The sequence below is a fragment of the Cohnella hongkongensis genome (genome assembly GCF_042654645.1).
Lineage (GTDB): Bacteria > Bacillota > Bacilli > Paenibacillales > Paenibacillaceae > Cohnella > Cohnella hongkongensis.
The window spans coordinates 54059-79818 of record NZ_JBHSEP010000025.1 but is presented as its reverse complement, the minus strand read 5'-3'; the positions used below and the strand labels follow the sequence as shown (position 1 = coordinate 79818).

General features: G+C 60.2%; 23 protein-coding genes. 2 read left to right on the top strand and 21 right to left on the bottom strand.

Annotated features, from left to right (window positions below; translation table 11 throughout):
- Position 1: 1 nt before the first annotated feature.
- From ACFO3S_RS24295 to ACFO3S_RS24255, 9 genes are all read right to left on the bottom strand, one after another.
- A complete protein-coding gene (locus ACFO3S_RS24295; protein ID WP_378101378.1) occupies positions 2 to 1045 on the bottom strand; it encodes a FecCD family ABC transporter permease in 1044 nt (347 codons plus the stop codon).
- Positions 1042 to 2067 carry a FecCD family ABC transporter permease gene (locus tag ACFO3S_RS24290; protein ID WP_378101375.1) on the bottom strand — a complete coding sequence of 342 codons (1026 nt, stop codon included), beginning with the start codon at positions 2065 to 2067 and terminating at the stop codon, positions 1042 to 1044. The genes ACFO3S_RS24295 and ACFO3S_RS24290 overlap by 4 nt, the downstream gene beginning before the upstream one ends.
- Positions 2068 to 2176: 109 nt before the next feature.
- Complete coding sequence (locus ACFO3S_RS24285; protein WP_378101372.1) at positions 2177 to 3199, bottom strand: ABC transporter substrate-binding protein; 1023 nt, start codon at positions 3197 to 3199, stop codon at positions 2177 to 2179.
- A 139-nt stretch (positions 3200 to 3338) separates the two neighbouring features.
- Positions 3339 to 4163 carry an AraC family transcriptional regulator gene (locus tag ACFO3S_RS24280; protein ID WP_378101370.1) on the bottom strand — a complete coding sequence of 275 codons (825 nt, stop codon included), beginning with the start codon at positions 4161 to 4163 and terminating at the stop codon, positions 3339 to 3341.
- Between the two features lie 21 nt (positions 4164 to 4184).
- Complete coding sequence (locus tag ACFO3S_RS24275; RefSeq protein WP_378101431.1) at positions 4185 to 5390, bottom strand: MFS transporter; 1206 nt, start codon at positions 5388 to 5390, stop codon at positions 4185 to 4187.
- Positions 5391 to 5451: 61 nt separating this feature from the next.
- On the bottom strand, positions 5452 to 6246 hold the full coding sequence (locus ACFO3S_RS24270; RefSeq protein ID WP_378101368.1) for an IucA/IucC family C-terminal-domain containing protein: 795 nt from the start codon (positions 6244 to 6246) through the stop codon (positions 5452 to 5454).
- Positions 6247 to 6361: 115 nt separating this feature from the next.
- A complete protein-coding gene (locus tag ACFO3S_RS24265; RefSeq protein ID WP_378101365.1) occupies positions 6362 to 8140 on the bottom strand; it encodes an ABC transporter substrate-binding protein in 1779 nt (592 codons plus the stop codon).
- A gap of 312 nt (positions 8141 to 8452) precedes the next feature.
- Positions 8453 to 8620, bottom strand: coding sequence for a CxxH/CxxC protein (locus tag ACFO3S_RS24260; protein ID WP_378101363.1), 168 nt, complete (start codon positions 8618 to 8620; stop codon positions 8453 to 8455).
- A gap of 49 nt (positions 8621 to 8669) precedes the next feature.
- The gene (locus ACFO3S_RS24255) at positions 8670 to 9881 is read right to left on the bottom strand and encodes a S1C family serine protease (RefSeq protein ID WP_378101361.1); all 1212 of its coding nucleotides are present in this window, start codon (positions 9879 to 9881) and stop codon (positions 8670 to 8672) included.
- 321 nt (positions 9882 to 10202) lie between these two features.
- On the opposite strand from ACFO3S_RS24255, the gene ACFO3S_RS24250 reads away from it, so the two are divergent.
- Positions 10203 to 10403: a hypothetical protein gene (locus ACFO3S_RS24250; protein WP_378101359.1), complete on the top strand. Its 201-nt coding sequence runs from the start codon at positions 10203 to 10205 to the stop codon at positions 10401 to 10403.
- Between the two features lie 4 nt (positions 10404 to 10407).
- Here ACFO3S_RS24250 and ACFO3S_RS24245 read toward each other — a convergent pair whose 3' ends face one another.
- The 10 genes from ACFO3S_RS24245 to proV all read right to left on the bottom strand — a co-directional run bounded on the left by ACFO3S_RS24245 (position 10408) and on the right by proV (position 21823).
- On the bottom strand, positions 10408 to 11208 hold the full coding sequence (locus tag ACFO3S_RS24245; protein ID WP_378101357.1) for an MBL fold metallo-hydrolase: 801 nt from the start codon (positions 11206 to 11208) through the stop codon (positions 10408 to 10410).
- A 53-nt stretch (positions 11209 to 11261) separates the two neighbouring features.
- Positions 11262 to 12026, bottom strand: a complete 765-nt coding sequence (gene yycI, locus ACFO3S_RS24240; RefSeq protein ID WP_378101355.1) for a two-component system regulatory protein YycI — start codon at positions 12024 to 12026, stop codon at positions 11262 to 11264.
- A 36-nt stretch (positions 12027 to 12062) separates the two neighbouring features.
- Positions 12063 to 13379, bottom strand: a complete 1317-nt coding sequence (locus ACFO3S_RS24235) for a YycH family regulatory protein (RefSeq protein WP_378101352.1) — start codon at positions 13377 to 13379, stop codon at positions 12063 to 12065.
- On the bottom strand, positions 13376 to 15193 hold the full coding sequence (walK, locus tag ACFO3S_RS24230; protein ID WP_378101349.1) for a cell wall metabolism sensor histidine kinase WalK: 1818 nt from the start codon (positions 15191 to 15193) through the stop codon (positions 13376 to 13378). The genes ACFO3S_RS24235 and walK overlap by 4 nt, the downstream gene beginning before the upstream one ends.
- Positions 15190 to 15930, bottom strand: a complete 741-nt coding sequence (gene yycF / locus ACFO3S_RS24225; protein WP_378101346.1) for a response regulator YycF — start codon at positions 15928 to 15930, stop codon at positions 15190 to 15192. The genes walK and yycF overlap by 4 nt, the downstream gene beginning before the upstream one ends.
- Positions 15931 to 16189: 259 nt before the next feature.
- Positions 16190 to 17764 carry a peptidoglycan DD-metalloendopeptidase family protein gene (locus ACFO3S_RS24220; protein WP_378101344.1) on the bottom strand — a complete coding sequence of 525 codons (1575 nt, stop codon included), beginning with the start codon at positions 17762 to 17764 and terminating at the stop codon, positions 16190 to 16192.
- A 193-nt stretch (positions 17765 to 17957) separates the two neighbouring features.
- Positions 17958 to 18623, bottom strand: coding sequence for a hypothetical protein (locus ACFO3S_RS24215; protein ID WP_378101343.1), 666 nt, complete (start codon positions 18621 to 18623; stop codon positions 17958 to 17960).
- A 196-nt stretch (positions 18624 to 18819) separates the two neighbouring features.
- Positions 18820 to 19752, bottom strand: coding sequence for a glycine betaine ABC transporter substrate-binding protein (locus ACFO3S_RS24210; protein ID WP_378101341.1), 933 nt, complete (start codon positions 19750 to 19752; stop codon positions 18820 to 18822).
- A 5-nt stretch (positions 19753 to 19757) separates the two neighbouring features.
- Entirely contained in the window at positions 19758 to 20621 is an 864-nt protein-coding gene (locus ACFO3S_RS24205) for an ABC transporter permease (protein WP_378101338.1), read from the bottom strand.
- Positions 20618 to 21823, bottom strand: a complete 1206-nt coding sequence (proV, locus tag ACFO3S_RS24200) for a glycine betaine/L-proline ABC transporter ATP-binding protein ProV (protein WP_378101335.1) — start codon at positions 21821 to 21823, stop codon at positions 20618 to 20620. The genes ACFO3S_RS24205 and proV overlap by 4 nt, the downstream gene beginning before the upstream one ends.
- A 260-nt stretch (positions 21824 to 22083) precedes the next feature.
- Between proV and ACFO3S_RS24195 the strand changes: the two genes are divergently transcribed.
- On the top strand, positions 22084 to 22644 hold the full coding sequence (locus tag ACFO3S_RS24195; RefSeq protein ID WP_378101332.1) for a GbsR/MarR family transcriptional regulator: 561 nt from the start codon (positions 22084 to 22086) through the stop codon (positions 22642 to 22644).
- A 13-nt stretch (positions 22645 to 22657) separates the two neighbouring features.
- On the opposite strand, the gene ACFO3S_RS24190 is transcribed toward ACFO3S_RS24195, so the two are convergent.
- Together ACFO3S_RS24190 and ACFO3S_RS24185 are read right to left on the bottom strand one after the other, a co-directional pair.
- Positions 22658 to 24211 carry a BCCT family transporter gene (locus tag ACFO3S_RS24190; protein WP_378101329.1) on the bottom strand — a complete coding sequence of 518 codons (1554 nt, stop codon included), beginning with the start codon at positions 24209 to 24211 and terminating at the stop codon, positions 22658 to 22660.
- Between the two features lie 228 nt (positions 24212 to 24439).
- Positions 24440 to 25729 carry an adenylosuccinate synthase gene (locus ACFO3S_RS24185; protein WP_378101326.1) on the bottom strand — a complete coding sequence of 430 codons (1290 nt, stop codon included), beginning with the start codon at positions 25727 to 25729 and terminating at the stop codon, positions 24440 to 24442.
- Positions 25730 to 25760 lie beyond the last annotated feature (31 nt).

Below are 25760 nucleotides of genomic sequence, written 5' to 3'. Positions count from 1 at the left end.
ATCAGCTCGAGTGCCGGCTCCGGTACAGCAGATAGATAAAATACGGGGCGCCGACCGCTGCGGTAAAGACGCCGACGGGAATGTCCAGCGGCAGGAACGCCGTACGCCCGATCGTGTCGGCGACGAGCACCATCAGACTGCCGATCAGCGCCGCCGCCGGCACCAGCCCGCCGAACGAAGGTCCGACCAGCTTCCGGGCGATATGCGGCGCGATCAGGCCGACGAAGCCGACCGCCCCGGCGACCGCGACCGCCGCTCCGGCCAGCGCCACGCTGATCATCAGCAGCATGAACCGGTGGGCCTGCACCGGAGATCCGAGCCCGGTCGCCACCTCGTCGCCGAGCTCCTGAACGTTAAGATGCCGGTACAAATAAAACGCCAGAGGAATCAGCACGAGCACCCAGGGCAGCACGGAATAGACGTCCCCCCAGGAGGAGCCGTAGACGCTCCCCGTCATCCAGACGTAGGCCTGACCGGCCGCCTTGACCGGACTCAGCACGATCATCAGCATCGTCAGCGAGCCGGTGATCGCCGATATGCCGACCCCGATCAGCACGAGTCGGGTCGGGCTTACGCCTCGGCTCCAGGCCAGCGCGTAGATGACGATCGAGATCGCCGCGGCTCCCAGGAAGGCGGCTGCGGGAAGCCACTTGATGCTGACCGTTCCTCCGAGATAGGTAATAAACGCCACTGCCGCGAACGACGCGCCTCCGGTAATCCCGATGATGTCGGGGGAGGCCATCGGATTGCGAATAATTCCCTGGAGAATGGCGCCCGCTACGCTAAGAGCGGCTCCGGCCAGCACGGCGACCAGCGCTCTGGGCAGCCTGAGCGTGTTCAGGACGAGAGCCTGCTCCGGCATTCCGTAGCCGAACATCGTGCGGACAACCTCGGGAAAGCCCGTATTCTGGTTCCCGAGCCCGATGCCGATGAAGAAGACGAGGACAGCGGCGACGGCCAGCGCGAGAAGGCGGCTCAGCGTCATTGCTCGAGGGGAGCGAGCCTGCCCGTCCGGCAGGCTCGCCGTTTTCTTCCACCGGTTCATGTCCTTCCCCCTTTCGCTCGAAGCCCTCTGCGGGCGATATACACGAAGAACGGCCCTCCGACCAGCCCCGTCATGACGCCAAGCGGAATTTCTCCGGGCATCACCAGGAAGCGGGCGGCGATGTCCGCCAGCAGCAGCAGAATGCCGCCCAGCGCCGCGCTGTACGGAAGCACCCAGCGGTAATCGACGCCGACCAGATAGCGGGCGATATGCGGAATGACGAGACCGACGAAGCCGATCGCCCCGGCGACCGCAACCGAGCTTCCCGCCAGCAGGACGACCGCAATCGCGATCCCGCCCTTGACGAGCGCCGTCCGCTGGCCCAGTCCCTTCGCCAGCTCCTCTCCGGAGGCAATGAGATTGACGGAGTGCGCCATCGCCAGCGCGGCGGCGCCGGCGCCCAGCATGTAGGGCAGCACGGGATACAGCCCGTCGAGCTCCTTGCCGGCGACGGAGCCGGCCAGCCAGAACAGCACGCTCTGCAAGCCCGACTCGTTCAGCACAAGCATGCCTTGGGTGATCGAGGTAAACAGCGCCGTCATCGCGGCCCCGGCCAGCACAACCTTCATCGGCGTCAATCCCTCTCTTCCCAGCGACCCGAGAACGTAGACGGTCAGGGAAGCGATCGCCGCGCCCAGAAAGGCGAACCCTACGAGCTGGCTCATCGAGGAGATCGGCAGGAACGTCAGCGCAAGCACGACGCAGGCCACCGCCCCGGCGTTGACTCCGAAGATGCCCGGGGACGCCAGCGGATTGCGCGTCAGCGCCTGCATCAGCGCTCCGGCGATGGCCAGACTCCCTCCGATCAGCGTCCCGTACACGGCGCGGGGCAATCGCGTCGTCCGGATGATCACGTGCTCGGTGGAGCTCGGATCGTAGCGCAGGAACGACTCTAAGGCGGCCTGCAGGCCGATCTTCGTCGTGCCGAGAACGACGCTCAGAGCGAAGCAAAACAGCAGCAGCAGCATAACGGCGATAAGGCCCAGAGCTTTCGAAGAGCCCCGAGATAGCAGCGATACCAAGGGAAACCTCCTTCTTGCTTCGTTTCGGATGGCCTCAGGGGCCTGTCCGGGAGACAAGGAAAGGAGACTGCCGACGAATGAGCGGTCGGCAGCCTCTCCAGCTAGATCTCTATTTCAATTCATAGATTTCGTACAGATCCTCCAGCATCTCCAGCGCCGCCAGCGGGCCGGACCCGTTGTTCCACACCGCCGTGTCCACTTCGAAGACGCGATCGTTCTTCACCGCGCGCAGGTTCTGCCATAACGGATGGCTGCTCCATTCCTTCCTCAGGTCCAGCCTTCCGTCGTCCCGCGACGTGCTCGTCTGATCGAAGATCAGATCGGCGTCCATCTGCGGAATGTTTTCCTTCGACGTCAGCTGCACGCCCCAGTCCTCGCCCGTCTGATTCGCCGGACGAGCGATGCCCAGCTCCTCCAGCACCAGCGCGGAGTAGCCCGTGAACACGATTCTCGCATGGTCGACGCGGAAATCGACGATTCCCGCTTCCAGCTTCAGCTTGTCGCCCATCTTCTCCTTGAACTCGGCGACTCTGGCGTTCCAGTCCTCCAGAAACTTGGCCTCCTCGTCCTTCTTGTTGAGCGCGGCGGCCGTCAGCGCCAGCGAATCCTTCCAGATATGCACTTCCTCCGTCATAACGGTAGGCGCAATCGCCGACAGCTGCTCATAGATTTTCTCGTGCCGGGTCTTGGATGCGACGATAACATCCGGCTTAAGCGCGATGAGCTGCTCCAGGTCCGGCTGATTCTCCGAGCCCAGATTCGCGGCTCCTTCCATCCGATCGCGGATATAGTTGTACCACGGCTGCTCGATCCAGGCCTCCACCGCTCCGATCGGCTTGACGCCGAGCGCAAGAGCGGCGTCCGTCGCGCCCTGGAACAGCGTAGCCACCTTCTCGGGGGTTCCCTTCACCTCGGTTGTCCCCATGGCGTGCTCGATCGTTCTGACCTCTTCGCCTGCCGCCGTCTCCGAAGCCGAGGGCGTCGGCGCCTCCTCCGACGACGCCGGCGACGCCTGCTCGGACTGCGCGGGCGGGGACGCCGCCCCTTCGTTTTGTTTTCCGCCGCATCCGGCTATCGCCAACGCCATCAACACCGCCGCCATCAGCAGCGGAAGCTTTCCAAATCTGACCACTCCCGGTTCCTCCCTCATGATGCGTCTTTCAATTGATATTGATTCTCATTACTAATTATAAAAAAAGGCGCTCCGGTGAACATGGAATATTCCGTTCACTTTTTTGCACAATTCCGGTGCGGGCGGTCTCCTTGCGGATTCAGCCGCTCGAAGGCGGCCTGCGCAGCTGGAGCGCGTACGTTCTGGGCGAGCAGCCGATCTCGGCCTTGAACTTGCGGCTGAAGTAGAATTCGTCGCTGAACCCGACGCGCTGGGCGATCGAACGCAGCGATTCTCCGGATTGCGCGAGCAGCCGTTTCGCCTGAGCGATGCGAATGTCCGTCAAATACTCGATCGGGCTTTTGTTAAGCCGTTTCTTGAACGCCTTGGAGTAGTAGTCGGCGCTTACGCCCGCCATATCGGCCAGCTTCTCTCGCGTGATATAGAGCGGGTAATGGTTCTTCATGTAGTCCAGCGTCCTCTGGATTGCGTCCCCAAGATCCTCCGCGCGTTCCCGGCCCGCGTCCTGGAACAGCTCCGCAATCAGCTCCTGAAACAAAATGTTCGCCTTCATATCGTTCCATGGCCCGCCGCTGCCTCGCATCTTCTCCATCTCTTCGACTCTGTCGAAAGCGACGTACGCCGCCTCGTATTCTACCGGGCAGTCGAGCTCCGCGGGGACGAAATGTCCGTCGCCGGTCGGCTGCAGCGCGCGGAACCGGATGTCGTAGCCTTCCGTCCGTTCGTTCGGCGGAACGGACCAGCGGACGTCGGCGCCCGGCGGCAGCAGGAAAATTTGGCTTCGTCGCAGAGAATAGCTTTGCCCGCCGATCGAGACGCTCCCTTGCGCTTCCCGGAACAGCAGCAGGCCGTACATCTCGGCTTCGCGAAGCGGACGAACGCCGCCTGGCGCGATGCGCTGCACCTCTTCCAGCTTGTACAGATAACCGGCAAGCCGCGACATGAATTCGGATCGGCCCGTCATGGACGCTTCCTCCTTTCGAACTCATCGCGATTCGATTCTTGGCGATGGGTCATGCTTGAGAACGGTAGCTTTCATCCAGATCGCATTCATAAGCAGCAGGAAGGCCGACCCGATGAAGATCATCGGCAGGCCGAACAGCGACGAGACGGCGCCCATGCCGACGGACCCGATCATACCGCCGAGAAACAGCGCGCAGTTCAGATAGCTGTAGCTGCGGCTCTCCATGCCGGCCGGCGCGTAATGGCGCATGAGCGCATTCACGGACGGCATCATGCCGCCCAGGCAGGCTCCCGTCAGCGCGCGCAGCGCGACGAACGGCCACAGCTCTTGAACGAACGCTTGCGGGACGAGGAAGACGACCGCCCCGGCGACGGACCCGAACAGGACGTAGCGGGAGCCGATGCGGTCCCCCAGCTTGCCGAGCCGCGGAGCCGAGATCATATTGCCCAGGCCCATCGCCGCGGCTGTAACCCCGGCCATCAGCACGAGATGGTCCGCGTCCGGCCCTGCCAGCTGCTGCACATAAAGCGGGATGAACGGGAGCGTGCCTACCGCGGCCATACGGATCGCCGCGCCCGATACGAGCAGCGAAGGAATCGGCTTGCGTCCGGCGATCGTTCGGAGATCCCGCAGAAACGAGCCCCCCTTCTTCGCTTCCGGCTTCCGGAAGGTCTCGCGTACGAAGAAGATGACGATCAGCGAGGCAACGAAGATGCCCGAACCGATGAACAGAAAGACGGCGGCGAATCCCCATCGATCCGCCATCGCCCCTCCGAGCAAAGGGCCGAACATCGTACCGGCCACCGCGCCCGAGTGCAGAACGCCCAGCGAGTACCCGCTGTGCTCCTTGGGCGTCTGAGCCGCCGTCAAGGCGACGGCGGCGGGACTGAAGCCCGCGATCGCTCCGTTGGCCAGTCTCAGCAGCAGCAGATGAACGGGATCCGTTGCGAAGCCCATGAGCGTTATCGTGACCGCCATCCCGAGACCGGAGCGGATCAGCATCGGCTTGCGTCCGAAGCGGTCGGCCAGCCGGCCCCAGATCGGCGAGAACAGGAACGCGGTCAGCAGGTTCCCGCCGTAGATCATTCCGGTCCACCAACGCACTTGCCCCGGGTCGGTCAGCCCCATTTCCTGCAAATAGAGCGGGAGGAACGGAGCGACGCAGCTGGTGGAAGCCATGGCCAGAAACTGGCCCGCGTACAGGATGAACAGATTGCGTTTCCACATTTCCAACGGGACGGCACGTTCCTTTCCGCCGAATGCCGGTCTTGGGCCGCCGGATCCGAAGCTAGCGCGGGGACGGAACGCCGGGGGAGCCGAGCTTCGGACATGTCGTGCAGTATTCCGCATCCGGGGACGCCCGATAGTACAAGCAGCACGTTCGGCGGATGCGAACGCCACCGGCTTCCCCGGCCGGAAAAGGCCGGCCCTCCTCTCCGAAGAACCGCCCCAGCGGATTGACCCGCTCCCCGAACGAGCTTCCCGGCGCGCGGCGAACCAGGTAGTCGTAATCCTCCGTCCGCCGAAGCTGCGTTCGGGCGTCCGCCGTAGCCGCCATACGCTTCTCGTACAACGAGTACACCCGGACCGCGGCGTTCTCCCACAGAATCGGAAGCGGGATCTTCGCGACCTTCGACACGGTGCGCCAGATCGGCGCGATATGTCCGGCGAACAGCGTCTCGACCAGCGTCTTGCGCCAAGCCTCGCGCGTCCCCGCCTCCGGCTCGGTTACCCGAGCCTCCGGAGCCAGCAGCCGGATTCGTCCGATTCGTCCCGGCGACGCGTCCAGGCTGCAGCTTCCGATCTCCAGGCTCACTCCCTTCCCGTAGGCCGTCATCGCATACAGCACCGGGGCCGCCGCGACAAAAGCGTATCTCTTGGCGAACTGCGAGGCGGCGATCCGCCGGGACGGCGACGGCAGCGTCGCCGCCAGCCGATCCAGGTAGGCGGCGCATCGCGCCTCGTCGAGCAAGTCCAGACACGGCCAGCGCTCCGGAGAGTCCGGCGGAAGCCCGGCCAGCAGACCGAAGCTTCCCGATAGCGCCTCCGCTTCCGCAGAGGTCAGTTCAGTGTGGGCCGTCATGTATCCGTCTCCCCCTTGATGGAATCGGTTCCGGCTTCCGCGCGCGTTCGCGTCATGCCCAAAAAGGAGGCAGCGTCCCGTCCCCGTCGCCTCCTTGCCGTTATTCGCGCATCCGCTATGTCGCCGGTCTGAGCAGCGCCGCGGCGACCTCGTCCAGCACCCGATCGACGGCGATCGGTCCGTAATAGCCGACCCACAACGTCGTGTTCGCCGTATACACCCGGTTCTCGCGCACCGCGTCCAGCGCTCGCCAGACCGGCGTGCTTCGGAACTCGTCGGCCAGCCCCAGATTGGAGTCGTCCTCCAGCACGAACAGATGGTCCGCGCGCAGCTCAGGCAGCGCCTCCAGCGAGATCGCGAGGCTTGTGTCGCGCGCCCTGACGGTCATCCCCGGCGCGGTCAAGCCCAGATCGCGGTAGAGCAGCTCCGCGGTCCGATGGGCCGTCGTGTGCAGCCGGATCATCCGGTCGCGAGGCCGCACCAGCGCGACGGTTCTGCCCGCCAGAAGGTCGGCCAGCGCCGCCTGCAGCTTCTCGAGCTTCTTCCGGTGCCGCTCGATCAGCGCTCTGGCTTCTCCCGTCCTGCCCACGATTCGGCCGATCTTCAGCAGCGCGAAGCGCCAGTCCTCGTTCCGGTCGAACATCAGCGTCGGCGCCACCAAGGACAGTCTGTCGTACAGATCCTCCTGGAACCTCGTGCACACGATCAGATCCGGCTGCAGGGCGAGGATCGCTTCCAGATCGGGATTTTCCTTCGTGCCGAGCACCCGGATGCCGGACGTCCGGTCGGCGAGATAAGCAGGGAACGAAGCGCGATCGCTCGTCCCGATAACGCTGCCGACCGGAGCTTCCCCAAGCGCGGTCAGGTGATCGAGATATTGGTAGTCCAAAACGACGATTCGTTCCGGCTTCCGAGCCGGGATCCAATCTCCTCTCAGATGCGGAATTGACCGGTCCTTGCCGGCGAAGCTTCCAAGGCTACTATAGCTCCGCTGCTCGGAGCCGGCAATGGCGGATCGCGACGAGCGGGATGGAAGATAGCGACGCCGCTCCCCTTCTTGCTCTCCGGCTTGCTCTCTGTACAGACCCGGCGATATTCCCGCGTACTTCTTGAACAGGCGGCTGAAGTGGTAGCCGTCCTCGTATCCGACGGACTCCGCGATTTGCTTCAGCGGGGCGTCCGTCTGACGGAGCAGCGTCTTCGCCTTGTCCACCCTCAGCTGGATCAAATATTCGATCGGTCCGATCCGCAGCCGTTCCTTGAACAGCCGCTGCAGCTGCCGTCCGGTGCAGTTCAGCAGCGAGGAGATCGACTCGAGCGTCAGCGGCTCGGCATAGTGGGCTCCGATATGGCGAACGGCTCGAACGACGGGGTCGTCCGTCTCGGCTCCTTCCTCCCTGGCCAGCAGCTCGCCGAGCAACTCATAGACGAATTGATGAAAGATCGCCTTGGCGCGAAACCGCTCCAGCGCCCCGTCCTGCTGCCAGTGCTGGTGCATCCGCTCGGCCTGGAGGCGCAGCGGGATCGGATTGCGCGGCTGGAAGCCGTACGGCGTCCGGAACGGATCGCCGGGCAGGCGCATCGGAGACGGCTGACCGGCGGACGGCTCGGCCCGGTACGCTTGATAGCCGATCAGGTAGTACTCCAGCCTTCCTTCCGGCCGCCCGATCTGAAGATCGGCGCCGCAGCCGGCATGGCAGACGAAGCCGCTTTGCGCCGCGAACGACGCCCCGCCCAGCCGGATCCTCGCGCTGCCGCGAGCTACGTACAGGAACGCCCCTGCGGGCAGGCGGTAGCCGTTCAGACGCTCCCCCGGACGGAGAACGTACTTGCCGACGCTGTGCAGCTGGAGAGCCGCATCGTTCCAAAACATGACGTGACCGTGCAGATTCATGCTCCTGCCTCCCTCAGCCCTGGCTTCGCGCCTAGCGGCCTGTTTTATGACCAGTTTAGCACAATGATAACGATTATCAATGTCGGCGGCGGACATGTAAAAAAACGGCGACTGACCCATTCTCGCACCTCAGCGTTACGCGAGCAGCTTCGACGGGCAGGTCATGACGAATAAAAACAACCGCTATTTTCGTACACTCTTTACTCCGAGAGACTCCAGTCATCTGAAGTAGGCCAATAGGTCAACCGCAGAAAAAAAGGAACGCCTCTGCCGCTGCAGCGCGTTCCTTCCGTTCCTTCCGGCCGATGCGATCTACACGACCAATATTTCCGCCGGATGCTCGCACCACTCGCAACAATCGGGCGGCGTCCAGGCGGAGAACGTCGTCGTCCCGAGATTTACCAGATCCGGGGCGTCCTCATATTCGTCCACGAATTTATCGATGGCCAGTTCCACATGTTCACGACATACGCAGTACATTCCGTTAGTCCCTTCCCGCACGCAGCTTCTGCTTCTTCATTCTCTCCGGCTACTCCTGCTCTTCCTTTTTCTCCGAGAGCTTCAGGTCAAGCGTCTGTTTCTTTCCGTCCCGATAGAAGGTTACCTTCATCGATTCCCCAATCTTCTTGGAGTTATACAAATATTTGCGAAGATCCAGCGTGCTGCCGATCGCCGTACCGTCCAGCGCCACGATAATATCGTTGAACTCCAATCCGGCCTCCAGCGACGGCCCGACCGACTCGAGCACGATCACGCCCTTGGTCACCCCGTCCGGAACGACCGGCTCCGCCGGCACGAACGCCTCGCCGTCCGTCTCGCCCTCGTCCTCCTGCCAGCTCTCCTCCGGATCGTCCAGTCCTCTCATCTCCAGACTGTCCAGATACAGAGCGAGGTTCATCGTATAGACGCCCATGTAGGGCCGCGACACCTTGCCCTTCTCCATCAGCGCGTTCAGCACGGGAAGGGCCTGATCGATCGGGATGGCGAAGCCGATGCCCTCGACGCCTCGCTCGGCCACCTTCATGCTGTTGATTCCGACCAGCCTCCCGTTCAGGTCGACGAGCGCTCCGCCGCTGTTGCCCTGATTGATCGCGGCGTCCGTCTGAATCACCTCTTGCTCCCAATCGTAGTTGCCGTCCTGATTGATCGATACCGGAATGACCCGTTTCGTCGAGGAGACGATTCCCTGTGTCAAGGAATCTCCGAAGCCGAGCGGATTGCCGACCGCAATGACCATCTCTCCGACGCGCAGCTGCTCCGAACGGCCCAGCTCCACGACCGAATCGATCCCGTCCGCGCTCACTTCCAGCACGGCCAGATCGGTAACGACGTCCTGTCCGACGATCTTCGCTTTCTTCTGTTCTCCGCTCACGAGCACCGCCCGAACCTCTCCGGCATCCTGGACGACGTGCGCATTCGTGAAGATGTACGCTTTGCCGTCCTTCTTCTGGAAAATGACGCCCGAACCCATGCTCGTGTTGTAAGGCAGCTCGCCTTCCTCGAAATCTCCCGCTTCCTGCAGCTCCAGCGCCTGCGTCGTCAAGTTGATAATGCTGACGACGGCCGGACGCACCTTCTCGGAAGCCGAGATGATTCTCTCCGACGTCTCCATGTACGCCGGCCCCTCGACGATCGCCGGTCTCGCCGCCGGCTCGGGGCTTCCCCCTCCTCCGCCGAACGCAAGAAACAGCGCCGCAACGAGGACGGAGCTGGAGAGCGAGGAGATCATCGCAATCTTCATCGTCGACCCCGCGCGGAATCTGGCCGGCTTCGATCCGGAGCCTGGCCAAGAACGCGAGCGCCGCCTGACTCGCGTGGAATAGAAATCGTCATCGAACAAACCCATGGCCCAGCACCGTCCTTCTCTTGGGAAGCGCTCGCTCCCTCTCTCGGCTGCAAACTGTCTCTTCTCTATTCTAGCTAATTGCGGCAAATCTAATCCTGTCGTTGCGAATTCATAGGAATGTTTCTTACGGTTTTGACTAGAATAGTAATAGAATCGAAGAGGACAAGCAAGTGATTTCCTCTCATCTATCACATGTAAAGAAAGGAAGATGATCCAATGAAAACGGCCGAATTCGGCTGGCGGTTCCTCGATCTGGCTTCCCAGGTGTCCGAGATGAAGCAGGATAACTACAAGCAGCTGCTTGCCCTCAGCACGCTGATCGAGCTGCTTGTCGAGAAAGGGCTTCTGACCGCGGAGGAGATCCGCGAGAAATCCTCGGAGATGGAGGCCGAGCTGAACCGTCAGCTGTTGTTATAGCTTCTCATCCGACCGTGTCCCATGGCGTAGGCCGGTCGTAATAAGTATCGCAAAGCGCGAATTCGTGCTTATGATAGAAAAACCCATTGTTCTCTAATACTGTATTCACGGTAAGTTTGGCCAAATCCATCAAGTTGTGCTCCTGGCTCAGGTGGGCCAAGTAGACCCGCTTCAGCCTCCCGGTCAGCAGACGGCATAGCGCCTCGCCGGCCGCCTCGTTGGAGAGATGCCCCATGTCGCCCAGTATGCGCCGCTTCGTATTCCACGGATACCGGCCCATTCGAAGCATATCGACATCATGGTTCGATTCCAGCACCATCACGTCCGAATCGTGCAGCTGTCTCATCACCTTGTCGCTCACGTATCCGAGATCCGTCGCCAGGCTCAGCTTCGCGCCGCCGGATTCGAAGCAGTATCCGACCGGCTCAGCCGCATCGTGGGATATGGCGTACGATTCGATTCTCAGATCGGCGATCTCCATGACGCTGTCGGTCGGCAGAATTCTCCGGTCCTCTTCGGGAATTTCGCCCACCGCCTTCCGCATCGCTCCCCACGTTTTCTCGTTGGCGTAGATCGGCAGCCGATGCTTGCGGGCGAAAGCTCCCAGCCCGCGAATATGATCGGAATGCTCGTGCGTCACAAGGATCGCGTCGAGCTCCTGTCCCGAGATTTCTCTTTCCCTCATCAGCTCTTCTATTTTTTTGCCGCTCAGTCCGACGTCGACCAGTACGCTCGCCGCATCGGTAGTTACGACGGTCGCATTGCCGGTCGACCCGCTGGCCAGCACGGTGAATCGAAGTCCCATATTCGCTTTCTGTTCCTCTCCCCGGCTTCCGCCGTTTCTCCTCGGTTAGCGCGTCACGGATTAACGAACGCGTCGTTCTTCTCTACCGTAACTTCGGCGCTGATCGCATTCACGTAATACACTTCTTCGCCATTTTCCAGCAAAACCCTCCAGGACGGCGTCGAAACTTGCTCGTCCAGCTCGTCGAATATTTCCCCATGATACCCGAGCCGGATTTCCTTAATGACCGACCCCGAAGGCAGGTTCCGCTCGATCACCTTGGCGAGCGCCTTGGCCGCCGGAAGCACCTGCTGCTCCTTGGCGCCGGCCAGCGGCTTGATCTCGATCAGATCCTGCGTGTAGGCCCGGATTCGCTGATCGCTATAATAGAGGCGAAGGTGGATGTCGAACATCGGCCAGCCCTCCTCTATCCGGTTAAAAACGAAGTAAGAGCCCTCCCGGCTGCCCTGCTGGTCGAGCGCGTACTTGTCCAGCTCCGGGATGACGCCCCCCAGCACCTTCACCAGCTCCTCGTCAAACACGATGCGCGTCTCCGGCGGCGATACGATCTCCTTGCGTCCGCCGATGCCGTGATCCGAGCGCTGCTTGAACGTGTAGCTGATCTCCCGCATATTCGGGGTCTCCGTCGGAATTTTGGCGTTGTCATCCACCTGTATGTTGTTCTCGCGCATGAACTGGATCGTCTCCGGAGGAAGGGACGTCCAGTTCACCGTCGTGTTCAGCCGCTCGCGCCACTCGATCCACAGCTGATAGCCCAAGACGATATTCAGCACCAAAAAGGATACGATCAGCACGCTCTTGGCCCGTCTCCAGTCCATCCCGCTCCTCCTTCCACAAATTGAATCCCCATCCCGTCAGCTCTGCGGCGGCTTCTCCTCAACCGCGGCCGAATCGGCGGCGATGACCACCTCGCCGCTTGCCAGCCGGGCCGCCCATACCGGTCTGAGGACGATTTTGTCCTCTTTCAGCTCCGGCCGGAAGGCCGGGAACAGCGCCTCGATTCTCCCGCCGGTCGCTTCGACGCTCTTCAGAACCGCGCGCAGCTCGCTGCCGGCGGGAAGCTGCCGGGGCGTCTTGTTCGACACTTCCTGATTCATCAGAATGAGCGACCGCGCATACGAGGTGACGAGCCCCTGCTGAAGCGTCATCTGCATGTAGCCGAAGTTCATCGCGGCTCCCGATACGACCGGTATGTCCCGATAATATTGCTGGAACCGGATATTCGCGCTGTCCTTGACCGGGTCCGTCCCCTTCACCAGCGCATGCTTGGAATTCCAGCCGCCGTGCTGATTCACGAATCCGACGGCGGCGATCACGTTGTCCACGAGCTCGTCGGCGCCCTCGGTCGGAGCGACCGGGTCGTTATAGGACAGCCAGTTCCCTTCCTGCTCGATCTTCAGCGAGCGCTTGTTGTCCGTATAGAACGTTCCGTTCGGAATCGCCCGCGCGCTGCTGGAATCGAAGAACAGATTGTCCTGCATCTGCTCGGTCGTATACCGGTCGAACGACGCTTCCATCGCCAGCATCCGGGTGATCGGCTTCTCGGGAATGTAGAGATCCTCCCCGTAGATCGTGTACGGATCCCAATACTGACCGAAGCCGACATAGCCCTCGACGTCGCCCACGGTCAGGTCGGCCTTCTGCGCTTCGTAGACGCTGCGTCCGTCGGAGCTGAAGAAGTAGGTTCGGACTTCGTCCCGAAGCTTGCTCGTATAGATCCAGATCCGGTCGATCGAATCGCGATAGAACAGGAAGTCTCCGTCGATCTTGAACACCCGCTGCAGCAGCTCGAACGGAATCGCCCGGCCGAACCTCAGCTCGATGCCCTGGTTTTCCCGCGCGATCTGATCCCAGTCGACCGAATTCACCGAATCCCGCTGCAGGCTCTTGAATTCGCGGCTCCGCAGCTTGTCCAGAATCAGGTTGTAATACGGAACGGTACTCGGGTAGAACACCGTGTGCTTGTCCTCGCCCAGATGAACGACGAGCTGCTCCGGGAAGATCAAGTCTTTGGCCTGCAGCTCCGTTCCGAGAGGCTCCGTCTTCACGTAGCTCAGCTCGGTCTTTACTTTTGCCTCCATGAAGGGCTTGCTGTACGCCAGCAGATAGCTCTGGTATAAACTCATGATCACCAGCAGGAACAGCAGCACCGATTTCCCTTTTTCGATCATGGGCCCTCACTTCCTTCCGGCACGATCGGCAGCTGTACCGTGACGACGGTTCCGACGTTGATCTCGGAGTCGATCGCGATCGTGCCGCCGTGCGCGCGAACGATTTCCCGGGCAATCGACAGTCCCAATCCCGTACCTCCCATATTCCGGGAGCGCGCTTTGTCGACTCGGTAGAACCGTTCGAAGATACGATGAAGATCCTTCTTCGGAATGCCGATCCCGGTATCCTTGATCGCGATCGCCAGCTGTCCCGCCTCGCTCGTGCTGGCCGTAATATCGATCGAGCCGCCGTCCAGCGTGTACTTGATCGCATTGGACACGAGATTGTCGAGCACCTGGTCGATGCCGTCCCGGTCGAGCCAAACCTTCTTCTGCGTTTCCTCGACCTTGACCGATACGGTGATCGCCTTCTGCCTCAGCTGGAACGAGAACCGGTCGACGACCTCCTCCAGCATGTCAAGCAGGTCGATATGCTGCCGAATCAGCTGGTTGCGGCGGGAATCGAACCGGGACAGATGCAGCAAATCGGTCACGAGGCGGATCATTCGCTCCGTCTCGCTGCGGATGACCCCGACGAACCGGTCGGCCAGAGGCGGCTCGTCCAGCGCCCCGTCGTCCAGCGCCTCGGCGTAGCTCTTGATCGTCGTCAGCGGCGTTCGCAGCTCGTGCGAGACGTTCGCGACGAACTCCCTGCGCGACTGCTCCAGCTTCTCCGCCTCCGTGACGTCCTGAAGCACCGCGATCGCCCCGGACACGCCTTTGTCCCTGCGCCGAATCGGGGTAAGCGTCACCCGGTAAATCTGGCTCTGCTCGTCCGACTCCAGATTCAGCAGCAGCGAAGACTCCTTCCCCTGCAGCGTCTCCGCGATCGGCTCCTTGCCGATACCGAGGGCGGCCGACAGCGTCATGCCGTCCTTCGGCTCCTTCAGGCCGAGCATCGCCAGCGCCCGGCGATTGGTGACGATGACGCTGCCTACCTCGTCGGTAGCCAGCACCCCGTCGCTCATGTTGGAGAGAATCGAAGCGAGCTTCTCCTTCTCTTCCTCGTTAACCGCCAGCGCATCGCTCAGCCGGTCGGTCATCTCGTTAAACGCGACGCTGAGCTGTCCGATCTCGTCTTTGCCGAACACCGGCACCCGCTCGTCGAACCGGCCCTCCGCCACCGCTCCCGCCTGCCGGGTCAGCGCCTTGATCGGGGAAGTAATCGTTCCCGCGAGCAATACTCCCAGCACCGCCGTAAGTCCCAGCGCGATCAGCGTCGCCGACACGAAGATGCGGTTAATATTCTCCATCGTCTGGTACAGCTCGTTCATCGAGGCGACGATGTAGACCGCGCCTACGATTTTATCTCCGCTGAAGATCGGCTTGGCGATCACCTTGTTGCGGATGTTGTTCTCGTCGATAATCTCTTCCTCGTTGTCCCGCACCCCCTGGAGCGCCCTGCTGACGAGGAGAGACGTATTTTTGCGTCCGATATAGGATTGTTGATTGCTTGAGGTGGCCAGCACCTTGCCGCCGGCGTCCAGCACCTGCACCTCGGCGCCGCTGTTCGTAAAAAAGTTGCTGACCAACGCGCTCAGCGTCCCTTCCGCCCCCGCCTGCAGGCTGACCTCGCTGTTCGGGTTCGAGGTGGACAGCATCGTCGTCAGCAGATTCGCCTGGTTGTTCAGATTGCTGGTGAAGGAGTTGATCAGCGAAGTTTTCATCGTGCTGATGAAGTACACCCCGATGAGCTGTACGGCGATCAGGATGAGCAGCAGCACCATCATAATCAGCTTAATCTGAATGCTGCGGAACAAGCGAACGCCTCTCATCCGTAATAACCGCCCGCCATCTTCGGATTTCTCACCAGATATCCGAGTCCGCGGCGAGTCAGAATGATCTCAGGGCGGCTCGGATCGTCCTCGAGCTTCTCTCTCAAACGGCGAATCGTTACGTCCACCGTGCGCACGTCGCCGAAATATTCAAAGCCCCACACTGCCTGGAGCAGATGCTCGCGCGTCATCACCTTGCCGTTGTTCTTGGCCAGATAGTGAACCAGCTCGAACTCCCGATGCGTCAGGTCGAGCGGCTGATTGTTCTTGTAGACGACGTACATGTCCGTATCGATGAACAGATTGAACAGCCTGATGCCCTGTCTCTCGGCCTCCGGCTGGGCTTCCTCGTCCGAGCGGGCCGCCTCCATCTTGCGCTGGCGCCGCAGATGAGCCTTCACCCTGGCGAGCAGCTCTCGCGTCCCGAACGGCTTCGTCACGTAGTCGTCCGCGCCGAGCTCCAGCCCGAGCACCTTGTCGATCTCGTTATCCTTGGCCGTCAGCATAATGATCGGCGTGGACAGCCGCGTGCGCACTTCCCGGCACACGTCCATGCCGTCCTTGACCGGCAGCATCAGATCGAGCAGGATCAGATCCGGCTCCTCCTCGAACGCCAGCTGCACCGCCGCTTCTCCGTCGAAGGCGCAGACGACCTCGTATCCTTCCTTCTCCAGGTTGAATTTCAGAATATCCGCAATCGGCCGTTCATCGTCGACGACCAGAATTTTACCCAGCATGCGTCACCGCCTCCCGCTTCTCGGAAGCTATTCCTTCCTATTATCTTACCATAACGCGGGCAAGACCCCAATGGCGGATGTCGGGGGAGTGCGCGTCTCGCGGAAGTCAGTTTATGGCAGCGCGAGGTCGACGTCGTCCCCGGACAAGCTCCGTTCCCCGCGGCGAAGGCTTCGCCGCACGAATCGGCGATTCTGCCGGACTGTCGCCATATAGAAAACAGCCCCGAGCGGATCGCCGCTGACGGAGCTGCTTAGAACGTTATAAGTAGCTGGTCGGATTTTTGATCTTGCCGTTCAGATGAATCTCAAAATGAAGATGAGTGCCGGTCGAGCGTCCCGTACTGCCCATGATGCCGATAACGTCGCCCTTCTCCACGATCTGTCCCTTTTTCACCTTGACGCTTTTCAGATGGCCGTAGACGGTCTTAAACCCGTTATTATGGTCGATGATGACCGCGTTGCCGAGCCCGCCGGACTTGTAGCCGGCAAATTCGACGACGCCTTCGTCAGCCGCCATAATGTTGCTCTTGCCGATCATATCGATGCCATTGTGCATTCGTCCCCACCGGGTTCCCATGTAGCTCGTAATCTTGGCCCCGGAGACCGGCCAGGCGAATTTGCCGGAGCCTTCGCCGCGAATGACTTTGGTGCCTTTCATGATGATCGTCGGAACCGGCTCCTTCAGCACCTTGCGGGCGATCTGCTCCTCTTCGATCAGCGCGCCGTTGCGCTTCAGCAGACGGTAGGTAACCTGCTGGCTGCCCTCCGTGCCTTCCCTGATCACCTTCTGCTGGCCAAGCTTCATCGAATCGCTCTTCTGATACTCGATCGGCGGCTCGATCACCTCGATCTCGGTGACCTCTTCCTCGGAGTTGACGTTCAGAATCGGCGGCTCTTCCTCGGACAGATCGAGCACGTCGCCGACCTTAATGAAATCGTTCTTGATCCACGTGTTGTTCTTATAGATCAATTCCTCGGAAATATTCAGCTTCGCCGCGATGCAGCCGATGCAGTCGCCCTTCTTCACCGTATACTTCCGGGGGATCGGCTCGCCCTCGGTCAGCGTCTTGAACAATTCCTCCGGATCCGACAGCTGCGACTCGTCGATTCGCTCCTCGACCGTCTCGACCTTCTCGGCGAAGGATACGGCGGTCACGATCCGCTTCGGCTTGTCGTCGGCTTCCGCCTCCGTCTCGGGCTCCGCCGCGGCGGCGCTCATCGACAGCGAGCGCACTTCCGTATCGCCCTGCTTGGCTACGAGCCTGGCGGGAACATACTTGTTCTTCACCCGCTGCAGCAGCTTCTTGGCGGCTTCCTCGTCGCGGACGATGCCGACCACCTCGCCGTCCACGACGACCTTCACGCCGACGGCGTGCGTCTGAAGCATGCCTTCGAGACGATTCAGCGTCGCTTCGTCGTCGGTCTTCTTCTTGTAAGCCCTTTCAGCCGTGTAGGTGACCTGATTGTCGTTCAGCACCAGCTGTGCGGGGGTGTCGGCTCGAGCCAGCGCTTCGGCCTTCGCCGCGATCCGCTCCTCGACCTTATCCGGACTGCTGACCTCTCCCGCCAGCTCTCCGTTGACCAGAACCTTATAGTAATCTACCTTGTTCGCTTCCACGTAATTGAATCCTAGAGCGCCGGCCGCGAGGACGAAGGTCAGGCTGCATGCGGCGATGATGATCGGCTTGCGGTATTTGCGTATGGGTGAAGTCCCGAGTATCGTTGATTTCGTCCCTGTCTTCCCATTCCTGTGCGCGAATCGAACGAACCGGAAGGTTTGCCGCATTGCGGCAAGGATTTTCCGGATCCGATCTGTTCCCCTAAAATCGGCCATGATCTTCCCCTTTTCCTTGCTTTCGGTGTTCATCTTCCCGGTTATGGCAATTGCATGTACCTCACTTTAGCATAGGTCTTAGGACTCTATCAACCGTTTGGGCGGATTAGAATTATGAAAAATGGAAATAGCCGCCGGTTGACAGCGGCGGCTCCCCATGCTTCCGTAAGCGTTTTATCCCCGAATGCAGAGCCTATTCGGCCTGCGCCGGCTCCCCCTGCAGCAGCGTCATCATTTGCGCATACTCCTCTTCCGTCAGCGCCGACTGCAGCATAGCCTGCATGTCCGCCAGCTCGTCCGCCGTCAAACCGTCCTGCAGACTATTCGACAATTGCCGCAGCTGCTCCGGGTTCAGCTTCGAGACGACCAGCGCATACAGAGACTGCCTCTGGCTATCCGTCAGCTGCTGTCCCAGCGACGAATCGCCGCCGAATACCGGCACCGAATCGCCGGGCACCTCCCCTTCCTCCCCGAGCGGCTCGCCTCCGGCGGGCTCCGGAGGCGGACTCGGCTCGTCGGTGGCCCCGTCTTCCTCCGTCCCGTCCGCGTCCGTCCCGCTTCCCGCGGCGTCCTCTCCGCCGTTGGGGGTCGGCTGCGGAGAGAAGTTCCCGCCGAGGGCTTCCTCGGACGCCCTCGGCATCGCCTCGGCGGCCTCCTTCTCCGGCGGTCGTTCCGCTCCCCACAGCGTGCCCCAGACGCCCGACAGGGCGAGCGGCTGCACCTCCAGCGGCAATTGAAGCTGCTTGAGCACCGATTCCATATAGCTGTTCACGATGTATCCCGTCGTCCATATGCACAAGAAGCTGAGCAGCAAGGCCGTCACGACCGTGCGAACGGCCCAGCTTATCCATTTGAACATTCCCGTACCTCCTATGCGACCTGCTTCGAGTTTCATAGTTTTTAGTATGGGCAAACCTCTTTGCAAACATTCATAGCTCCCGGCCATAATCGCCCCCCGCCCCCTCGCAATCCGCGATCTTCCCGAATCTATAGAAAAAAGAAGACCGACGGAAAGCATGCGCCTTCCAATCGGTCCTCTTGATATGAAACGGATATTAGATTCCTTCCAGCCACTTGCTCACCTTGTCCTCGTTGGCCTCGACCCATTTGCGGGCAGCTTCCTCTTCGCTCGTGCCGTTGAAGATGTCGATCATGACCGCTTCCATGTCGGCCGGGGTCCATTCGAACTGGTCCAGGAAGGTATAAGCGTCCGGCTGGTCGTCCTTCAGGCCCAGGCGAACGAGAGTATGAATCTGCTCGTCTCCGCCGTATACGTTCTTCGGATCCTCCAGATATTTCAGATCCATCTCGGCGAACATCCAGTGAGGCGTCCATCCCGTCACCACGATCGGCTCCTGCTTCGCGTAAGCGTCCTGAAGCACTTTGGCCATCGCCGCTGAGGAGCTCTCCAGCAGCTTCCAGTCCTTCAGCTCATACTCCTCGATCGCTTTGCTCGTCGCCGTCATAATGCCCGCGCCCGGCTCGATGCCGGTAATCGTATAATTCAATGATTGCGCAATCTCGCCGTTCAGGTCCTCGATCGAGGAGATATCCATGTAGGACGGAACGGTCAGTCCGACCTTCGTGCCATCCAGGTTGACGCCGAGGTCCTCGAACTTGTCCTTGTTCGGCTCGTAATAGTTCTCTCCGTGCGTGCTGGGCAGCCATGCCGCCACCATCGCGTCTGCGCTTCCGTCGGCGATGCCCAGGTACATCGGACCGGCATCGACCTGCAGCATGTTGACTTTATAGCCCAGCCTGCTCTGCAGCACTTCCTTCACGACGTTCGTGCTGGCGATCTCCGAGTCCCAGGCGACGTAAGCGAGCGTAATCTCTTTATTCGCGTTCGAGGAGCCCGAAGCGGACGGCGAGCCCGAAGCAGCCGGAGAACCGGAAGCTCCGCCCCCGTTGCTCTCTTTGGAGCATCCTGCGAGCACCAGCGCGAAGACCATTACAGCCGCCAATAACAGATTTACACTTTTCTTCAATTCGATCACGATCCTTTTCTTTTATTCTTCACCAGATTTTGCGTGATGCGATCGAGAATGATCGCAAGCACGACTACGGCCAAGCCCGCTTCGAAGCCGACTCCCGTCTTGGCCTGGGTGACGGCGCGGTACACGTCCGCCCCTACGCCCTGAGCCCCGATCATGGAAGCGATGACGACCATCGACAGCGACAGCATGATCGTCTGATTGACCCCCGCCATGATCGTCGGCGCGGCGATCGGCAGCTGCAGCTTGAACAGCTTCTGCATCGGCGTCGAGCCGAAGGCGTCGGCCGCCTCGACCAGATCGGCGGGAACCTGGCGGATGCCGAGGTTCGTCAGGCGAATCGTCGGCGGAATGCCGAAGATGACCGATGCGATGACGCCCGGCACGACGCCGAGAGAGAAGAAGGCGACCGCAGGCAGCAGATAGACGAACGCCGGCATCGTCTGCATGAAATCGAGCACCGGCGTCACGATCTTCTGCACGTTGTCGCTGCGGGCGCAGGCGATCCCTAGCGGAATTCCGATCAAGACGGAGATGAGCGATGCGGTCAATACGAGCGCAAGCGTCTCCATCGTATTCGCCCAATAGCCGAGGTTGTAGACGAGAAGCAAGCCGAGCAAGGTGAACAGCGCGATTCTCGTCCGGCCGATCCAGAACGCCAGGCCGGTGAACAGAACGATCAGAAGCAGCGGAGGCACGGCGTTAAACCCGTCGGCCATGCCGTTTACGGTCGTTCCGATGAACGCCTTAATGCCCTGGAATACCGGTCCGGCGTTGCCCTCCAGCCAGGATTCGATCGCTTCGACCCACTTGCCGATCGGAATTTTGGGCACCTCGAGGCTTAATAGACTAAGCGCCTTCATGTCGCCTCACCCGCTTCCATCCGATCGCCGCTGCCGCTTAATGCGGAGAGCACCGCTCCGCGGATAATGATGCCCAGCAATCTCCCTCGGTCGTCGACGACGGCGACCGGAATTTTCGCGACGCTGACCGCATCGAACAGCTCGCTGAGGTGAACGTCCGGCGACACCGTCGTCAGCTCCCGCACCAGAATATCCTCCAACCCTTTGCCCGCCTTTACCGCCTCCGCCGATGCTTCGGCGGTCACCGCGCCGATCAGCTGGCGGCCGTTGTCCACGACGTACAGGTTGGAGATGCCGCGGTCGCGCATCAGCTGCAGCGCCACCCGGGGTCCGCGGTCCAGCGCGATCGTCTCGGCGCGAACCATCACGTGGGACGCCGTCAGCACCTTGGACAGATCGACGTCCTCGACGAAGCGCTCTACGTACTCGTTCGCGGGATCGGTCAGAATCTGTTCCGGCGTGCCGATCTGGACGACGGCGCCATCCTTCATGAGGGCGATCCGGTCGCCGATGCGAAGCGCTTCGTCCAGATCGTGCGTAATGAAGACGATCGTTTTCTTCATCGACGCTTGAAGCTCCAGCAGCTCGTCCTGCATCTCCTTGCGAATGAGCGGATCGAGCGCGCTGAACGCTTCGTCCATCAGCAGAATTTCCGGATCGTTCGCCAGTCCGCGAGCCAGCCCTACGCGCTGCTGCATCCCGCCGCTTAACTCGTCCGGCCGCTTCTGCTCCCAGCCCGCCAGACCGACAAGCTCGAGCGTCTCCAGCGCCTTTTTCCTGCGCTCCTCCTTCGGAACGCCCTGAATCTCCAAGCCGTATTCCACATTCTCAAGCACGGTTCGATGAGGGAATAAGGCAAATTTCTGGAACACCATGCCGATCGTCTTGCGCCGAACCTGACGAAGCTGCTCCGCACTCAACTCTACAATGTCCGTTCCGTTGACGAGTACTTTGCCCGATGTCGGTTCGATCAGACGGTTAAGCAGGCGAACCAACGTCGATTTGCCGCTTCCCGAGAGCCCCATAATGACGAAAATCTCGCCGCGCTCGATCGTAAAGCTGACCCGGTTGACCCCGACGGTCAGCTTCGTTTCTTTGGCGATCCGATCCTTGGTCCAGCCTTGGTCCAGAAGCTTGATCGCCCGTTTCGGATCGCTGCCGAAAACTTTCGTCAGCGTTTGTACTTCTATAATCGCCGCCACCGCATACGCCCCTTTCCGTTTCTCATCTTTCTCATACAGCCGCTGTAACAAGTGTAGACAAACGGTCTTCCAGGGGTCAAAACGGATATCCCGCCGTGTAGTATGTACAGTTTTAACTTTACACACTTTATTTACTGTATGCTCCCATTTCCTTAAAGATCCTCCCTAACCGGATTCTTTACTTACGATCGACTCTTTTCTACAATAGTATTCAGGCATCATCGGACCGCTCGAGAGAGTCGGGGATAGGAGTGTACGGCATGGCGACTTTCGAGGGATTATCGGAAGAGCAAGTTAAAATCATAGAGAAATCGCGCCGACGCGTCGTGGATTCGATCGGCAACAATATGGATCTATACGGGGTTACGACTTCGATCGGTCATCTGTACGGGATGATGTATTTCCATGACGGACCTGTCACGCTGGACGAGATGGGCGAGGAGATGGGCCTTAGCAAGACGAGCATCAGCACGGGCATGCGCACGCTCGTCGACCTGAAGATGATCAGCAAGATCTGGGGCAAAGGCTCCCGGAAGGATCTGTACGAGGTCGAGGAGGACTGGCATCAAAATTTCGTCGATTACTTCTCCATCAAGTGGCGCAAGTCGATGGAAATGAACATATCGGCATTGAACAAATCGTTGACGGAGCTTCGCAAGCTGAGGGAGCAATATCCGGACGACGACAAGCTCGGCCGGTTGATCGAATTCGATATCGCGAAAATGACGCATGCGCTCCAGTATTATAGATGGCTGGACCGGTTCATCGAGGCTTTGGAGTCGGGGGATATTTTCAACTGGGTGCCGAAGGAAGAGAATTAAGCGGAGCCGCCGTCTATTTCTTCTTCTCTTCCTTTGCCACCTTCTCGAGTCGAAGGAACCGCTTCAGATCCGCTTTGCGGATCGGGAGCGGTTCTTTCCGCAGGAGCTTCGCGATCGACAAGCCGAGCAGCAGAAGCAGCAGGGTAAAGGGCAGAGCCGAAATGAGCGACGCGGTCTGCAGGGCGTTCAGGCCCCCGGCGTAGAGCAGGACGCCCGCGATCGCTGACATGAGGACTCCCCACACCAGCTTGGGCACCCGAGGCGGATTGGGACTCCCCTTCGACGTCATGCTGGACATGATGTAGGTCGCGGAATCGGCCGACGTCACCAGGAAAGTCAAAATGAGAAGGATCGACAGAATCGAGACGACCATCGTGAACGGCATTTGCTCGAACGTCTTGAACAGCGCCGAGGAGACGTCCGCCTGCACGGCGTCCGCGATGCCGGCGTTTCTATTCGCATCGTTCCACAGCGCCGTTCCTCCGAATGCGGCGATCCAGAAGCAGGCAATCGCCGGAGGAACGGTCATGACGCCCATAATGAATTCCCGGATCGTCCTCCCCTTGGACACTCTGGCGACGAAAGCGCCGACGAACGGCGACCAGGATATCGCCCATGCCCAGTAGAAGATCGTCCAGTCCCGAACCCAGGTTCCGCCCTGATAAGGCTGCAGGCGCAAGCTGTAGCCGATAAAGTTGGAAATATAGTCCCCGATCGCCAGCGTAAACGTTTCGAGAATGAACAAGGTCGGCCCCGTGACGAATACGAAAAGCAGCAGAACGATCGCAAAAATCAGGTTCAGATTGCTTAAGTAGCGGATGCCTTTATTCAGCCCGGTCGTCGAGGAAAGCATATACGCCGCGAACACGACGGCAATGACGGCGAGCTGGATCCAGAAGGAGGTGCCGGTGCCGAATACGGCGTTTAATCCGCCGTTCATTTGCAGCGCGCCCAGCCCGATCGACGTGGCGACGCCCATTACTGTGGCGATCACTGCGAAGGAATCGATCGTATTTTTCATGCCCGGCCTATGCCCCGCGATGGGCTCGAGCGCCGTCGAGATCAGTCCGTCCTTCTGCTTCCGGTACTGCATAAAACCGATGATTAAACCGACCAGAGCGTACACGGACCACTGGCTGATTCCCCAATGGAAAAAGGAATAGCCCATCGCGACTCTGGCCGCCTCGACCGTCCGTCCTTCCAGTCCGGCGAATGGCGTATCCACGTAATGGCTCATCGGCTCGGCCACCCCCCAGAAGACGAGCCCTACGCCGAATCCGGCGGAAAACAGCATGCCGATCCAGGTGAAGAAGGGAAATTCGGGCCTCTCCTCTTCCCCGCCCAGACGGATCCCTCCAGCCTTGCTGAGCGCTAATCCGGCCAGGAAAAGAATGATGATAAAAACCGACAGCAAATAAAACCAGCCGAAATTAATCGTCGTAAAGTCAAACAGCACGCCGGCCACCCGGCCGAACGATTCAGGCAGGAGCCCCCCCAACAGCACCAGTACGACCAATATCGATGCCGACACCCAAAACACCGGATTGTTCCAAGTCTTGTTTTTCATATCTGCTCCGCCCTTATCGTGATTTGCGGGCTTATTGTTCCCGGATGCGGACAGAATTGATACGCCGCGACTGCCAGAATAGGAAAATCGGTCTCCCTTCACGGTTCAGGAGGAGCCGTTCCGGAAGCCGCGGCAAAAAAACCTCAAATCCTTACGCTTGGCGGCTCGCCAGGCAGGATCTGAGGCTCATCATCTTGCAAAACGACTGTCGAATGGCTGGTTTGCCCTTTATTCTCCGTAAATTCCCGCGACCTGATTCGTCTGATCGCGGTTGCGGCCCACTGAGAAGATCGCGATCGGAATTCCCGTCAGCTCGGCGATCCGCTCGATAAACCGCTGCGTCGTCTCCGGCAGATCGCTGATCCGCTTCGCGCCGGAGATGTCCTCATGCCAGCCCGGAAGCTCCTCGTACACCGCCTCGCACTCCTCCAGCAGCTTGAGGTTGGCCGGGTAATGCTCCATCAGCTCGCCGCGGAATCTGTAGGCCGTGCAGATCTTGACGGTATCCAGCCCGGTCAGCACGTCCAGGGAATTCAGGCTAAGCCCGGTAATGCCGCTGACGCGGCGGGCGTGCCGGACGACGACCGAATCGAACCAGCCGACACGGCGAGGACGTCCCGTTACGGTGCCGTACTCGTGCCCCTTGTCGCGAATCCGCTGCCCGATCTCGTTGTTCAGCTCCGTCGGGAACGGACCGTCTCCGACGCGGGTCGTGTACGCCTTCGCCACGCCGATCACTTCCTTGATCTTGGAAGGGCCGACTCCCGAGCCGATGCAGACGCCGCCTGCCGACGGGTTGGAGCTGGTGACGTACGGATACGTCCCTTGGTCGATGTCGAGCATAACCCCTTGCGCACCTTCGAAGAGCACCTTCTTGCCGGCGTCGATGGCGTCGTTCAGGACGACGGACGTGTCGACCACGTAAGGCCGGAGCTTCTCGGCCAGCTCCAGATACGTCCGGATAATGCCTTCCGCCTCCAGCGGCTCTCCGCCGTACATTTGGGTGATGACCTGATTTTTGTCCGCGATAATGGCGCGAGCCTTCTCCGCGAACGCTTTCGGCACCATGAGATCGGCGATGCGAATCCCGTTGCGTGCCGCTTTATCCATATAGCAAGGACCGATGCCTTTACGCGTCGTGCCGATCTTATTGTCCGCCTTGCGGTCTTCCTCCAGGGCGTCAAGCACCAGGTGGTAAGGCATGATGACGTGAGCGCGGTCGCTAATCTTCAGATTGTCGGTGGAAAATCCGTTGTCTTGAATATATTGAATCTCTTCCACGAGAGCGGCGGGATTGATAACCATCCCGTTGCCGATGACGCATATTTTGTTCTGATTGAAAATGCCGGATGGAACCATTGTTAACTTGTACTTCTTGTTATCTATAAGGATAGTATGTCCGGCGTTATTCCCGCCTTGATAACGAGCGACGACATCCGCCTTCTCGGCCAGATAATCGGTAATTTTCCCCTTGCCCTCGTCTCCCCATTGCGTACCTACGACAACGACTGTTGACAATGCAATCCCTCCATCCGAATGCGTCGCGCAT

Coding starts and splice junctions, on each gene's coding strand:
- ACFO3S_RS24235 (WP_378101352.1), bottom strand. CDS start 13,379: ATGATCGAAAAAGGGAAATCGGTGCTGCTGTTCCTGCTGGTGATCATG.
- ACFO3S_RS24190 (WP_378101329.1), bottom strand. CDS start 24,211: ATGAAAAACAAGACTTGGAACAATCCGGTGTTTTGGGTGTCGGCATCG.
- ACFO3S_RS24220 (WP_378101344.1), bottom strand. CDS start 17,764: ATGGCCGATTTTAGGGGAACAGATCGGATCCGGAAAATCCTTGCCGCA.
- ACFO3S_RS24275 (WP_378101431.1), bottom strand. CDS start 5,390: ATGTGGAAACGCAATCTGTTCATCCTGTACGCGGGCCAGTTTCTGGCC.
- ACFO3S_RS24195 (WP_378101332.1), top strand. CDS start 22,084: ATGGCGACTTTCGAGGGATTATCGGAAGAGCAAGTTAAAATCATAGAG.
- ACFO3S_RS24255 (WP_378101361.1), bottom strand. CDS start 9,881: ATGAAGATTGCGATGATCTCCTCGCTCTCCAGCTCCGTCCTCGTTGCG.
- ACFO3S_RS24280 (WP_378101370.1), bottom strand. CDS start 4,163: ATGACGGGCCGATCCGAATTCATGTCGCGGCTTGCCGGTTATCTGTAC.
- ACFO3S_RS24215 (WP_378101343.1), bottom strand. CDS start 18,623: ATGTTCAAATGGATAAGCTGGGCCGTTCGCACGGTCGTGACGGCCTTG.
- ACFO3S_RS24260 (WP_378101363.1), bottom strand. CDS start 8,620: ATGTACTGCGTATGTCGTGAACATGTGGAACTGGCCATCGATAAATTC.
- ACFO3S_RS24295 (WP_378101378.1), bottom strand. CDS start 1,045: ATGAACCGGTGGAAGAAAACGGCGAGCCTGCCGGACGGGCAGGCTCGC.
- ACFO3S_RS24205 (WP_378101338.1), bottom strand. CDS start 20,621: ATGAAGGCGCTTAGTCTATTAAGCCTCGAGGTGCCCAAAATTCCGATC.
- ACFO3S_RS24265 (WP_378101365.1), bottom strand. CDS start 8,140: ATGAATCTGCACGGTCACGTCATGTTTTGGAACGATGCGGCTCTCCAG.
- ACFO3S_RS24245 (WP_378101357.1), bottom strand. CDS start 11,208: ATGGGACTTCGATTCACCGTGCTGGCCAGCGGGTCGACCGGCAATGCG.
- ACFO3S_RS24250 (WP_378101359.1), top strand. CDS start 10,203: ATGAAAACGGCCGAATTCGGCTGGCGGTTCCTCGATCTGGCTTCCCAG.
- yycF (WP_378101346.1), bottom strand. CDS start 15,930: ATGCTGGGTAAAATTCTGGTCGTCGACGATGAACGGCCGATTGCGGAT.
- yycI (WP_378101355.1), bottom strand. CDS start 12,026: ATGGACTGGAGACGGGCCAAGAGCGTGCTGATCGTATCCTTTTTGGTG.
- walK (WP_378101349.1), bottom strand. CDS start 15,193: ATGAGAGGCGTTCGCTTGTTCCGCAGCATTCAGATTAAGCTGATTATG.
- ACFO3S_RS24270 (WP_378101368.1), bottom strand. CDS start 6,246: ATGACGGCCCACACTGAACTGACCTCTGCGGAAGCGGAGGCGCTATCG.